The 12,431-nt window shown below is 70.2% G+C and carries 16 protein-coding genes; 8 read left to right on the plus strand and 8 right to left on the minus strand.

Annotated elements, in window-relative coordinates:
• Positions 1–38: 38 nt before the first annotated feature.
• From BHU15_RS04955 to BHU15_RS04970, 4 genes are all read right to left on the minus strand, one after another.
• Complete coding sequence (locus tag BHU15_RS04955; protein WP_031230696.1) at positions 39–473, minus strand: SsgA family sporulation/cell division regulator; 435 nt, start codon at positions 471–473, stop codon at positions 39–41.
• A 153-nt stretch (positions 474–626) separates the two neighbouring features.
• Positions 627–1,403, minus strand: coding sequence for an IclR family transcriptional regulator (locus BHU15_RS04960; protein WP_079127903.1), 777 nt, complete (start codon positions 1,401–1,403; stop codon positions 627–629).
• Between the two features lie 281 nt (positions 1,404–1,684).
• Positions 1,685–1,903, minus strand: a complete 219-nt coding sequence (locus BHU15_RS04965; protein ID WP_023540297.1) for a DUF5326 family protein — start codon at positions 1,901–1,903, stop codon at positions 1,685–1,687.
• A gap of 168 nt (positions 1,904–2,071) precedes the next feature.
• Positions 2,072–2,389: a cupin domain-containing protein gene (locus BHU15_RS04970; RefSeq protein ID WP_031230692.1), complete on the minus strand. Its 318-nt coding sequence runs from the start codon at positions 2,387–2,389 to the stop codon at positions 2,072–2,074.
• A gap of 14 nt (positions 2,390–2,403) precedes the next feature.
• On the opposite strand from BHU15_RS04970, the gene BHU15_RS04975 reads away from it, so the two are divergent.
• The 4 genes from BHU15_RS04975 to BHU15_RS04990 all read left to right on the plus strand — a co-directional run bounded on the left by BHU15_RS04975 (position 2,404) and on the right by BHU15_RS04990 (position 5,603).
• Entirely contained in the window at positions 2,404–2,784 is a 381-nt protein-coding gene (locus BHU15_RS04975) for a phage holin family protein (protein WP_023540295.1), read from the plus strand.
• Between the two features lie 6 nt (positions 2,785–2,790).
• Positions 2,791–3,942, plus strand: a complete 1,152-nt coding sequence (locus BHU15_RS04980) for a cystathionine gamma-lyase (protein ID WP_069626043.1) — start codon at positions 2,791–2,793, stop codon at positions 3,940–3,942.
• 235 nt (positions 3,943–4,177) lie between these two features.
• On the plus strand, positions 4,178–5,071 hold the full coding sequence (locus BHU15_RS04985; RefSeq protein ID WP_069626044.1) for a LysR family transcriptional regulator: 894 nt from the start codon (positions 4,178–4,180) through the stop codon (positions 5,069–5,071).
• Positions 5,072–5,123: 52 nt separating this feature from the next.
• Positions 5,124–5,603 carry an NUDIX domain-containing protein gene (locus tag BHU15_RS04990; RefSeq protein WP_023540292.1) on the plus strand — a complete coding sequence of 160 codons (480 nt, stop codon included), beginning with the start codon at positions 5,124–5,126 and terminating at the stop codon, positions 5,601–5,603.
• 83 nt (positions 5,604–5,686) lie between these two features.
• On the opposite strand, the gene BHU15_RS04995 is transcribed toward BHU15_RS04990, so the two are convergent.
• Positions 5,687–6,319, minus strand: a complete 633-nt coding sequence (locus BHU15_RS04995) for an HAD family hydrolase (RefSeq protein WP_069626045.1) — start codon at positions 6,317–6,319, stop codon at positions 5,687–5,689.
• A 76-nt stretch (positions 6,320–6,395) separates the two neighbouring features.
• Between BHU15_RS04995 and BHU15_RS05000 the strand changes: the two genes are divergently transcribed.
• A complete protein-coding gene (locus BHU15_RS05000) occupies positions 6,396–6,932 on the plus strand; it encodes a DUF2269 domain-containing protein (protein WP_069626046.1) in 537 nt (178 codons plus the stop codon).
• 1 nt (position 6,933) lies between these two features.
• On the opposite strand, the gene BHU15_RS05005 is transcribed toward BHU15_RS05000, so the two are convergent.
• The gene (locus BHU15_RS05005) at positions 6,934–8,148 is read right to left on the minus strand and encodes an MFS transporter (protein WP_069626047.1); all 1,215 of its coding nucleotides are present in this window, start codon (positions 8,146–8,148) and stop codon (positions 6,934–6,936) included.
• A 199-nt stretch (positions 8,149–8,347) separates the two neighbouring features.
• Between BHU15_RS05005 and BHU15_RS05010 the strand changes: the two genes are divergently transcribed.
• Both BHU15_RS05010 and BHU15_RS05015 read left to right on the plus strand, forming a co-directional pair.
• Complete coding sequence (locus tag BHU15_RS05010) at positions 8,348–8,821, plus strand: MarR family winged helix-turn-helix transcriptional regulator (protein ID WP_069626048.1); 474 nt, start codon at positions 8,348–8,350, stop codon at positions 8,819–8,821.
• A 10-nt stretch (positions 8,822–8,831) separates the two neighbouring features.
• Entirely contained in the window at positions 8,832–9,296 is a 465-nt protein-coding gene (locus tag BHU15_RS05015; protein WP_031230687.1) for a GNAT family N-acetyltransferase, read from the plus strand.
• A gap of 72 nt (positions 9,297–9,368) precedes the next feature.
• Here the strand turns inward: BHU15_RS05015 and BHU15_RS05020 are convergent, their stop codons facing one another.
• Positions 9,369–10,745 carry a serine hydrolase domain-containing protein gene (locus tag BHU15_RS05020; protein WP_069626049.1) on the minus strand — a complete coding sequence of 459 codons (1,377 nt, stop codon included), beginning with the start codon at positions 10,743–10,745 and terminating at the stop codon, positions 9,369–9,371.
• Between the two features lie 143 nt (positions 10,746–10,888).
• Positions 10,889–11,719: a helix-turn-helix transcriptional regulator gene (locus BHU15_RS05025; protein ID WP_069626050.1), complete on the minus strand. Its 831-nt coding sequence runs from the start codon at positions 11,717–11,719 to the stop codon at positions 10,889–10,891.
• 139 nt (positions 11,720–11,858) lie between these two features.
• On the opposite strand from BHU15_RS05025, the gene BHU15_RS05030 reads away from it, so the two are divergent.
• Positions 11,859–12,422 carry a dihydrofolate reductase family protein gene (locus BHU15_RS05030; RefSeq protein ID WP_069626051.1) on the plus strand — a complete coding sequence of 188 codons (564 nt, stop codon included), beginning with the start codon at positions 11,859–11,861 and terminating at the stop codon, positions 12,420–12,422.
• Positions 12,423–12,431: the final 9 nt, after the last annotated feature.

Here is a 12,431-nt window from a genome sequence, read left to right on the forward strand (position 1 = left end):
AGGCGTAGAGCCCGCCACCCCCTGGAGGGGGCGGGGGCTCAGCCCGCGTTCTCCTCCGCGAGGATGCGGCCGAGCGTCTCCTCCAGGTTGTTCTCGAAGTCGCCGAGCGCCATCTCCTGGCCGAGCGGGACCAGCCGGTCCGTGCGGTCGAGGAAGGCCACCAGCGGTGGCGCGCTGACCCGGAACAGGGCGTGCTCGGCGCCGACCTGGAGCCGGATGTGGACGTCGGAGAGTTCTTCGGGCTGGGTCGGGGAGATGTACACGTCGCCGTCGCCGCTCGGCTCGTTGATGCCGTCGACCAGCAGCTCGCGGCCGAAGGCCCAGGTGACCGGCGCGTCGCCGGGCAGATGGAACGTCATTCGCACCGCGTAGGGATCCGCCGTCTCGTAACGGAGTTCCACGGGAATTCGGAAGGAGAGCTCCTCGGAGACGAGGAAACTCATCAGGACTTCGGCCTGAACCAACTCGCTCATCATGTACCCCGCAGTGGATGACAGAAAGTTACGGAGAGTAAGAAATTCGGAGGGATTTTGGGGGGTTTGAGGGGTGAAACGTCCGATATTGGTGCCCCTTGATCCTCTTCTTAATCGTCCAGTACGCAGTAACGGATCACAAGGAGTGATATTTCAGATACTGATAGAGAATTCCAGCGAGCCGATCATGTTTCCGATCTCTTTGCATAGCCGTTCGACAGCGGGAAGCAGCTTTTCCTCCTGATGCACCGGGACCGAGGTCGCGAGCGCCGCGACCGTCGCCCCGGCCCTGATCGGTACGGCGGCGCAGACCTGCCCGAGCGCGTATTCCTGGCGCTCGAACACGGGCCCCGTACGTCCCATGGCGCCCAGACGTGACAGCAGTGTGCGCCGGTCGGCGACGGAAAAGGGAGTGATCGGAGCGACGGGATGCCGGTCCAGATGGTCCCGGCGGGCGTCCTCGTCGAGCTGGCTGAGCAGACACTGGCCGATCGCGTGCGCGTGCGCGGTCTCGCGGAAGTCGGCCCATTCGGCGACGGCGGGCGCGGCGGGGCTGTCGGCGATCGCGACGACCTCGATCTCGCCCTCGCGGTAGATCGCGAAGTACACCGGCGCACCGATCACGTCGCGGCAGTGCTCCATCGACTCGGCCATGGTGCGCCGGGCCCGGCCCAGCCGCGGGCCCGCGCCGCTCACCAGGCGCTCCACCGCGTCCCCGAGGAAGAAGACACCCTTCTCCCGGCGGAGATAGCCCTCGTGGGTCAGGGTGCGTAACAGGTGATAGGCGGTGGGGAGGGGCAGACCGGCCTCACGCGCCAGCTGTTTCGCCGGGGCGCCGTTCGGATGGGCGCCGGCCGACTCCAGCAGGCGCAGCGCACGTCGCACCGAACCGATCAGGGTTGGGGCAGCTGACGTGGTCGCTGTGGCCAAAGGTCACCCCCAGGCTTACTGACGGGCGTGCGCCCGCTCGCGGGGGCCGCCCCCGCGCCTGCCACACCCTCGGGGACCTCGGACAGAGTCTGAGGTCCGACGCCGAGAACTCGCACAATGCGTTGGTCAAAACGACCGTCGACGCTGTTTTCGCAGGATGTGGCTGAGGCTTGCCACTCTAATGGCAGCTTCTGAGGAGGGAGTGGTTTCGTCTGTGCCTTTCCCCCGCGCGGGCTAACGGCGGGGGCACGGCGCCGTCCCCTCGGGGACGGCGTCCCGGCCTACCAGTCGCCGCGCGAGGACGAGGACGACGTGAACTTCCGTACCGCGAAGACGAGCCCGCCGACCAGCGCCACCAGGATCAGCACCTTGAAGACCAGTGCGATCACAAATCCGACCACGCTCGCGATCAGCCCGCCGAACACGACGAGAACGACCACGGGCAACGCGATCCACTTCACCCACCAGGGCATTCCCGCGACAATCTCCCGTACCGCCATCGTCCCTACCTCGTTCCGTGAGTCCCGACGTTCGTTCCGCTGCCTTCGATGCTAGAGCGGCGCGCGCCGGAACGGAGGTCCCGGAGCCCTGGAACTCCCCTGACCCGACCCTGACGCGTGGGATGAGGGTCCGCGGTCGTTCCTCTCCTCCCCGAGCCGGGGGGCGTCTCAGCCCTCAGGAGGGGAGAAGACGACCATCACCCGCAGGTCCTCGCTGATGTGGTGGAACTTGTGCGCCGTGCCGGCCGGGACGTAGACGACGCTGCCGCGCCCCACCTGCGTCGTCTCCATGCCCACGGTGATCGCCGCCCGCCCGCTCACGACGAAGTAGACCTCGTCCTGGCTGTGCGGCTGCTGCGGGTCGGTGGTGCCGGCGTCCAGCGCGTACAGGCCGACGGACATGTTCCGTTCCCGTACAAATTGCAGATATGCCCCGTCGTTGGCGGCACGTTCCGCCTCCAGCTCGTCAAGTCGAAATGCCTTCATGCCACGATCTCACCATGAAGAATTTCGTAGTCAAGACGCTGGCCAACGCGGGTGCGCTGGCCGTGGCGATCTGGTTGATCAATGACATCACCCTGACCGGTGACAGCACCGGCAAGAAGGCTCTGGCGCTGGTAGTCGTGGCGCTGATCTTCGGCGTGGTGAATTTCGTCGTCAAGCCGATCGTCCAATTGCTGACACTGCCGCTGTTCATCGTCACCCTGGGTCTGTTCACCCTGGTCGTGAACGCGCTGATGCTGCTGCTGACCTCCTGGCTCGCCGACAAGCTCGACCTGAGCTTCCATGTCGACGGCTTCTGGACGGCCGTGCTCGGCGGACTCATCATCTCGATCGTGTCGTGGGCGCTGAACGTCGTGCTCCCCGACGACAAGGACTGATCGCCCGTGGAGAGCGAGACCGGCGCGGCGCGGGGCCCGGAGGTGGGGGACGGCACCCGGGCCGTACGGGCCGGGCTGCCCGACCCGGTGAAGTACGAACCGACGCTGCCGGGCCCGGTGTTCGCCGCGCACTTCCATCTGCCGGGCGAGCCGACGGGCCCGTACACCTACGGCCGGGACACCAATCCGACCTGGACCCATCTGGAACGGGCCATCGGTGAGCTGGAGGCCCCGGGCCGGGCCGTCGAGACGGTCACCTTCGCGTCCGGGATGGCCGCGATCTCCGCGGTGCTCTTCTCCCAGCTGCGCGCCGACGACACGGTCGTCCTGCCGGACGACGGCTATCAGGCGCTGCCGCTGCTGCGGGAGCAGCTCACGGCGTACGGGATCGAGGTACGGACCGCGCCCACCGGCGGCGACGCGCAGCTCGGCGTGCTGGCCGGTGCCCGGCTGCTGTGGATCGAGAGCCCGTCCAACCCCGGGCTCGACGTCTGCGACATCCGCCGTCTGGTGCGGGCGGCGCACGACGAGGGCGCCCTCGTCGCCGTGGACAACACGCTGGCCACTCCCCTCGGCCAGCGCCCCCTGGAGCTGGGCGCGGACTTCAGCGTGGCCAGCGACACCAAGGGCACGACCGGCCACGGAGACATCCTCCTCGGCCATGTGACCTGCGAGAACGCCGAACTGGCGGCGGGTGTACGACGCTGGCGCAAGATCGCCGGCGCCATCCCCGGACCGATGGAGGCCTGGCTCGCCCACCGCTCACTGGCCACCCTCCAGCTGCGCGTCGACCGGCAGTGCGCGAGTGCGCTGCTGGTCGCGCGGGCGCTCGACGGGCACGCGGACGTGAGCGGACTGCGCTACCCCGGACTGCCCGACGACCCCTCGCACGCCGTCGCGTCCACGCAGATGCGGCGCTATGGGTGCGTCGTGTCGTTCGTCCTGCCCGACAAGGAGCACGCCGACCGCTTCCTGGACGGGCTGCGGCTGGTGGACGACGCGACGAGCTTCGGCGGGGTGCGGTCGACCGCCGAGCGGCGCGGGCGGTGGGGCGGCGACGCCGTGCCGGAAGGTTTCGTCCGCCTCTCCGTGGGCGCCGAGGACCCCGACGATCTCATCGCGGACGTGCTGCGCGCGCTTGCCGAAGCCGCGCGCTGACCGAAGGTCCCGCAGCGGGCTCCGCCGCGGATCGGGCGGTCCGAGCCTCCCCCCTCGTGGCTCGGACCGCCCACGGGTTCCACGCGTGAAGAACCACGCTCACAAGGCTAGTTGACTGTGCGTCAGTGTCCAATCACAGTAGCGACAGCCGCCTATCGACTTATTTATAGTTGGACGCTCCGGCGACGGATCCCGGGACGGGTTCGCGTGGGGCCGGAAGTTGAGGAGGGCTGCCATGGACCTGGCCCTGCTGCGCACCTTCGTCACCGTCCACCGAGCCGGCTCCTTCACCCGCGCCGCCGCCCTCCTCGGGCTCTCGCAGCCCGCGGTCACCGGCCAGATACGCACGCTGGAACGCCAGTTGGGCCGCCCGCTGTTCCTGCGCCAGGCCCGTGGCGTCACCCCCACCACCATCGGCGACGAACTCGCCCACCGCGCCGCGCCCCACCTCGACGCACTGGTCGAGATCACCGAGACCGGGCTCGACGACGAGTCCGGGGTCCGCACGCTGCATCTCGCGGGGCCGCCGGAGTTCACCTCCGTACGCGCCCTGCCCGCGCTCACCCCGCTGATCAGCCAGGGCCTCGCGCTCCGCGCGTCCTTCTTCACCAACGCCGAGGAGACCCTGGACGGCCTGGCCGCCGGACACCACGACCTCGCCATCGCCACCGCCCGGCCACGCGGCGGCCTGCTCACCGCGACCCCGCTGTGCGACGAGGAACACGTCCTGGTCGCCTCGCCGCGCTGGGCGGCCCGGCTGGGCCACGACGTACTGCGCAAGGGCCACGTCGTCCTGGAACAGCTCCCGGTGGTGGAGGTCCACGAATCCCTGCCGCTCGTCTCCCGCTACTGGGCGTCGGTCTTCGACTCCCGGCCGGCCGCCGCGGGGGCCGTCATCGCGCCGGACCTGCGCGCCGTCCTGGAGAGCGCGGCGGCGGGCGCCGGACTCGCCGTACTGCCCCGCTATCTGTGCGAGGCCGCCCTGGAACGCGGCGAGATCGTCGCTCTCTACGACCCGCCGGTGCCCCCGCTGCGCACGTACTTCCTCGTCGTGCGCACCGGCACACTCGCCCTGCCGCACATCGCGCGGGCGCACGAGTGGCTGCTGCGCGCTTCGGTGGACTGGTGACCGCCGGGGCCCGGAGAGTTTCGACCGGGCCTTATCGGGCCACGCTCTTCCCATGACCGAACGGCCCGTGGTCAAGCGCACCGCACGCGCCATCCTGCTCGACGGCGACCATCTCGTCCTCATCAAGCGCACGAAGCCTGGTGTGGATCCGTACTGGCTGACCCCCGGCGGCGGCGTCGAGCCCGACGACGCCACCGTCGTCGACGCGCTCCACCGCGAGGTGGACGAGGAGCTGGGCGCCAAGATCACCGATGTGGTGCCGTGCTTCGTGGACACCGTCGAACACATCGCGGACCGCGGCGTCACCGGCGTGAAGGTGCAGCACTTCTTCGTCTGCCGTCTCGAATCGATGGACCCGTCGCTGCGGCACGGACCGGAGATCGACGAGCCGAGCGGGGAGTACGAGATCGTACGGGTGCCGTTCAGCCGGGTCGGGATCGCCGCCGTCCATCTCGTACCGCTGTCGCTGCGGCACTACCTGGACGGCAACATCGAGGGCGTACGGGCGATGCACGCGCCCGACCTGGGCTGATCCACAAGACCGACCGGATCCCGCAGATCCCGCTAGGTGCGTTCCCGCCCGACCAGTGCGAACGCCTCGCGCAGATCGCCTCCCTACGTATGGCTGGCGAGCCCGGCCAGATGGTGGTCCGCGTTCACCGCCACCGCGCGGGGCACTGACGCGAAGATCGCCGCGTCGGACAGGGAGTCCCCGAAGGCGACGCAGTCGTCGAGCCGGACCTCGAAGCGCGCGCACAGCTCGCGCGCGATCCGTACCTTGGCCGCCGTGTCGAGAATCCCCGCCCGGTCCACGGGCTGGGTGAACGGCAGGGCCGGCCAGCGTGAGCCGTGCGTCGCGTGCGCTCCCCACGGCAGCAGAAGTCTCACGAAGAAGTCCGGCGAGAGCGAGATGACGGCGCAGTAGTCGCCCCGCGCGCGGATGCCGTCCCAGACGTCCCGGATCCCGGCCAGCCACGGCGCGCCCTCGAAGGCCGCCTCGACCTGTGCGGCCGTCAGCTCCGCCCACAGCTCCCTGGCCCGTACGGCGAACTCGTGCGGGGCCAGTCCGGCGGCCTGGAACTCGCGCTCCAGCGCGGCGATCTCGGCACTCACCCCGAGCTGACGGGAGATCTCCATGGCGGCGGCCGATCCGCGGATCAGCGTGCCGTCGAGGTCGAAGAGATAGAGGGTGCGGGCGCGGTCACCGTCGCGCGTTCCTTCGCCGATGTGCTTCCCCGGGCTGTCCATGTACGCCGAGGTTAGTACGGGCGGTTACTCCCGCCGTCAGACGCCCCGCGAGGCGAATCACGACACCGTGTTTCACGTGAAACCACTCAAGCGGCCCGTCCGCCGGGCACTCCTCGTCGTCCATGTCGCCGTCTCCGTGAGCTGGCTGGGCCTGACCCTGGGCCTGCTCACGCTGGGGATCACCGCGTACACCACCGGCGATCCCACCCTCACCGACGCCTCCTACCGCGCGATGAAGGTCTTCTCCGACTGGCTGCTCGCGCCCGTCGTCGTGGTCACGTTCGTCAGCGGACTGGTGCTCTCCCTGGGGACGCCCTGGGGGCTGGCCCGCCACCACTGGGTCTGGATCAAGTTCTGGATCACCCTGGTGACGGGCGCCGCGACGGTCTTCGCGCTGCGGCCGGGGATCGTGCAGGCCGCAGGCAGCGGAGGTGTGCCCGACAGCAGCCTGGTCGCCGCTCCGTCGGTGGCGACCGCCGCGTACCTCTTCATGACCGTCGTCTCGGTACTGAAGCCGTGGGGCCTGACCCGCCGGGGGCGGCGGCTGCGGGCCGGACGGGTCGTCCGTGGCGGTCGTACGGCGGCGGAGAAGCCCCTCAGCCCGATCGCCTGAGTCATACCGGCCGGACGAGGGACGGGGCGGTGCCGGTGGTGTCCGTGGCGGCGGCCTCGCTGTCCCGGACCCCGCCACGGCGCTCCAGGGTGTGCGAGACGACGGCGAGGAGCAGCGCGGAGGCGGCCAGCGCGGCACCGACCCAGTTGGGCGCGGTGTAGCCGAATCCGGCGCCGATGACCAGACCGCCGAGCCAGGCGGCGAGGGCGTTGCCGAGGTTGAACGCGCCGATGTTGACGGCGGACGCGAGTGTCGGGGCACCGGACGCCTGGTCGAGTACGCGCTTCTGGAGCGGCGGCACGGTGGCGAATCCGAGTCCGCCGATCAGGGTGATGGTGACGGCCGCGGCGATCTTGTCGTGCGCGGTGAGCGTGAACAGCGCCAGGACCACGGCCAGGGCCCCGAGCGACACGTACAGCATGGGCATGAGATGGCGGTCGGCGTACCTGCCGCCGATGAGGTTGCCGCCGACCATGCCGAGACCGAGGAGTACCAGGAGCCAGGTGACGGAGGAGTCGGCGAAGCCGGCGGTCTTCGTCATCATCGGGGTGATGTAGGTGATCGCGGCGAAGACACCGCCGAAGCCGAGGACCGTCATCCCCATGGCGAGCAGAACCTGGACGTTGCGGAACGCGGCCGCCTCGTGGCGCAGCCGTACGCCCTCGGGACGCGGCTGCTCCGGTACGAGCTTGGCGACACCGGCGAGACCGACGACGCCCAGGCCCGCGACGAGGAGGAACGTCGCGCGCCAGCCGGTGGTCTGGCCGACGTATGTCCCGAGGGGGACGCCCACGACGTTGGCGAGGGTGAGGCCGGTGAACATCATCGCGATGGCGCCGGCCCGTTTGTGCGGGGCGACGAGCCCGGCGGCGACGACCGAGCCGATGCCGAAGAACGCGCCGTGGGCGAGCGAGGCGACGACCCGGCCGGTGAGCATGAGGCCGAAGGTGGGGGCGAGGGCGGACAGGACGTTGCCCGCGATGAACAGGCCCATCAGCAGCATCAGCATGCGCTTACGGCTGACGCGGGTGCCCAGGATCGTCATGATCGGGGCGCCGAGTACGACTCCGAGGGCGTAGCCGCTGACCAGATGACCCGCGGTGGGGATGGTGACCCCGTACTCGGTGGCGACCTCGGGGAGCAGCCCCATGATCACGAATTCGGTGGTCCCGATCCCGAACGCCCCGATGGCCAGGGCGAGGAGTGCGAGAGGCATGGGTGGTGGCCTTTCCCAAGGAAGAAGGAAGTACGTCGGCACACTGTTTGCGCGTGCGCTTTACGAGCGTGGACAATACTTGCAGACGCGGTTTAATTGCAAGCGCGCTATATTGCACACGTGCCCTATCCTGGTCGCAGGAAGCTCCCGTCGACGGAGACGGTCGCTGAAGACGTCGGAGACGACGGAGGAAGACGCCATGCCTGCCACGGACCCCGCACTCACCGCCCTCGCCCAGGGCTGGGTGGCCCTCTCCCTCCTGCACAGCAGGATCGAGTCGCACATCGAGCGGGCTCTGCAGAGCGGGCACGATCTCAGCGTTCGCGAGTACTCACTGCTCGACGTCCTCAGCCGCCAGCACGACGGCGAGGGCGGGCACCTCCAGATGAAGCAGGTCGCCGACGCCGTGGTGCTCAGCCAGAGCGCCACCACCCGCCTGGTCACCCGCCTTGAGGACCGCGGACTGCTCACCCGCTATCTGTGCCCGACGGACCGGCGCGGGATCTACACCGACGTCAGCGAGTCGGGCCTGCGGCTGCTGGCCGAGGCGCGGCCGACGAACGACACGGCGCTGCGCGAGGCACTGGACGCGGCGGCCACGAATCCCGAGCTCGCCCCGCTGGTCAGGGCCGTGGAGGAACTCCGTGTGCCCGCCCGGCCGGCCCCGGCGTAATCTGCGGACCATGAACGATCTGCACATACGGCCGGCCGACGCCGGTGACCTCCCGGAGATCGTGGCGATGCTCGCCGACGACCCGCTGGGCGCGGCGCGCGAGTCGCCGGACGACCTCACCCCGTACCTCAAGGCCTTCGAGCGGCTCGCCGACGACCCGAATCAGTACCAGGTCGTCGCCGAGCGCGACGGCCGGGTCGTCGGCACGCTGCAACTGACGATCATCGCGGGCATCTCCCGCCGGGGCGCGACGCGTTCGGTCATCGAAGGCGTACGGGTGCACGCCGACGAGCGCGGCTCCGGCCTCGGCACGCGACTGATCCAGTGGGCCATCGACGAATCCGGGCGCCAGGGCTGCCAGTTGGTCCAGCTGACGTCCGACGCGTCGCGTACCGACGCCCGGCGCTTCTACGAGCGGCTCGGCTTCACCGCGTCCCACGTCGGATTCAAGCTGAACCTGCCGGACACGCCCTAGTCGCCGAGGGGGATGGGGCCGGGTTCGGCGCGGCGTCCGGTTTCACGTGAAACATCACCGGCCCGTGACGCGTCACAGACCGCGCCAGCCCTGCTCGTCCACCCCGCCCGGGACCGCGTCCGCCGGCGCGTACGGCGCACGGGTGTAGACGAAGGAGCCCAGATCGAGATGGCTCACCTCGCCGTCCGGGCGGCGGACGACCTTCAGCGTCTCCCCCGTGTAGTAGCCGTCGAGCCCCTTCCAGGTGCCGTCGGGCCGCGCCTCGAACCGGGAGCGGCGGCCCCCCGCGCGCAGCGGCTGGAAGTCCAGCCCGCCGTCAGCCGTCAGCCGCAGGGCGAACGGGGTCGCGCCCCAGTACCAGGGACCGGTCAGCGCCAGCAGCTCCTGGTCGATCTCGGGCAGTGGCCGCCATGGCTGGGGGATACGGGGCTCCGCGTCCGCCACGATGCCGATCAGCTCGGCGGCGACGACTCCGACGAAGGGGCCTGAGGTGGCGTTGGCGAGCGTGACCGCGACCAGTCCGTCCTCGGCGCTCACCCAGAGCGCGGCGATGAAGCCCGGCAGCGAGCCGGTGTGCCCGACGAGCGTACGGCCGCCACCGTGGACGAGCTGGAAGCCGAGCCCGTAACCACCGCCCCAGTCACCGCTCTCGGGGGGCGTGGCGGGTGCCAGGGCCTCCCGCAGGGACGCGGCGCCCAGGACGAGGTCGTCGCCGGCGGCGAGGAACGCCCCGAAGCGGCACAGATCCTCGGCCGTCGACCAGAGCTGGCCCGCCGGGGCCATCAGGCCCAGATCCTCGGCCGGTTCGGGCAGGATCGCGTCGGCCCAGGGGTGTACGGCGAATCCGCCGGCCGCCGGGGCGACGGGCCGCACGGTCGTACGGTGCATCGACAGCGGCTCCAGCACCTCCCGCCGCAGCACCTCCTCCCAGGACGCGCCACGCACCGCCTCGATCAGCGAACCGAGCAGCGTGTAGCCGGGGTTGGAGTAGTGGTGCAGCCGGCCGGCCGGATGCAGCACGGGCTGCTCGCCGAGCACATCGGCCAGCTCGGGGCGCGTCGTCCCCGGTGTGCGCTCCCACCAGGGCGCCGGCGCCTCGGCCGCCAGACCGGCCCCGTGGCCGAGGAGCTGCGCGATGGTGACCTCGCCGACCCCGGTGCCGGGCAGATGCCGCTCCAGCGGGTCCGCCAGATCGAGCAGGCCCTCGTCACGCAGCCGCAGCACCAGAACCGCGGTGAAGCACTTGGTGATCGAGCCGATCCGGTACTGGGTGTCCGCGTCCGGCTCATGCCCGTCCACACAACTGCGCCCGGCCGACCAGACGGTACGCCCGTCGCGCGCGACGGCGCCGACGACGGAGGGGGCGCGGCCCTCGGACTGCGCGGTGGCGATGCGATGCAGCAGGGCTCGTCGGGTGCCGGGAAGAAGATCTTCGAAAGGTGAGGTCATGGGACCACATCTATCCGCAGAGCCCCGCCGAGTCGACCGCATTTCCGCCTGCCCCGGTACGTGGCCTCCCTGTTCGGCCGGTTCGCCGAAGCACTCACCGACTTGGCCGAACACGGGGCCTGGGCGCCTGGCGCCGTGTTCGTTCAGTGCCGGGAGATCCGGTCGGCGTGCATCGATCCCAGAAGGCTGAGCGCATGGGCGCTGGGGCTGTCCGGTTCGGCCTGGTAGACGACGAGCTGCTGTCCGGGGGCGTCACGGACGTCGAGGCACTGGTAGGTGAGGGTCAGCGGGCCGACGTCCGGGTGCAGGAGGTGTTTGGCGCCCCGGGTCTTGCCACGGACCGTATGGGCGTTCCACAGGCGTGTGAAGTCCTCGCTGCGCCCGGTCAGAGAGGCGACCAGCTCACGCAGGCGGCGGCTGTCGGGTTCATGGCCGGCCGCCTCGCGCAGGTTGGCCACCGTCGCCTGTGCGGCCCAGTTCCACCGCGAGTTGAAGAGACGCCCCGCCGGGTCGAGGAACGTCATGCGCGCCAGGTTGTCCGCCGCCTCGAACGGTGAGAACAGGGCATCGGCCAGCGCGTTGGTCGCGAGGAGGTCCAGCGTCCGGTTGAGCACGAACGCCGGCGCGTACGCGTAACCGTCCATCAGCTGGCGCAGCGTCGTGCTGACCGTGTCCTCGGTGTGCGTGAACCGGTCGCCGGGAACGGTCCCGGTGAGCCGGAACAGATGGGCACGGGAGTCCGCGTCCAGGCACAGGGCCTGGCTGAGGGCGTCGAGCACCTGGGCCGAGGGGTGCCGCTCACGGCCCTGTTCCAGGCGGGTGTAGTAGTCCCCGTTCACGCCCGCCAGGACGGCGACCTCCTCACGCCGCAGCCCGCTCACACGGCGGACACCGTGACTCGGCATCCCGACGTCCTGCGGCTGCACACCCGCACGGCGTGCGCGCAGGAACTCTCCCAAGTCGTTGCCGGCCATGCGTCCCAGGCTAGACCGCACACCTCCGTGCTGCCTGGGTGTGGCACACCCAGGCAGCACGGAGCAGATCGCGCACCGATGAGTTTCCCGCGCCGCGCCGGTCTGTACGCGAGAGACCGACTCACGGAAAGCTGGCGCCATGCGAAAACTGATCTACGGCATGAACGTGTCCTTGGACGGCTACATCGCCGCGCCCGGCGAGGACATCAGCTGGGGCGTGCCGAGCGACGAGCTGTTCCAGTTCTGGTCCGACCAGTTGCGGGCGACCGACCTGACGCTGTACGGGCGCAAGCTGTGGCAGACGATGAGCTCCCACTGGCCGACCGGCGATCAGCGGCCGGGCGCCACCCCGGCGGAGATCGAGTTCGCGCGCCGCTGGCGGGACATGTCGAAGGTGGTGTTCTCCTCGACGATCGACAAGGTCGACTGGAACACCCGCCTGGTCACCGGCGACGCGGTCGCCGAGATCACCCGGCTCAAGGCGGAGGACGGCGGCCCGATGGACATCGGCGGCCCGACGCTCGCCGGGGCGGCCATGCGCGCAGGACTGATCGACGAGTACGTGCTGGCCACCTCTCCGGTCCTGGTGGGCGGCGGCAAGCCGTTCTTCAGCGCGCTGGACAGCTGGGTGAACCTGAACCTGGTGGAGACGCGGACGTTTCCCGGCGGCGTGACCCTGACCAGGTACGAGACGAGACGCTGAACACGGAAG

Origin of the sequence: Streptomyces niveus, assembly GCF_001723055.1 — a bacterium.
GTDB classification, from domain to species: Bacteria; Actinomycetota; Actinomycetes; order Streptomycetales; family Streptomycetaceae; genus Streptomyces; species Streptomyces niveus.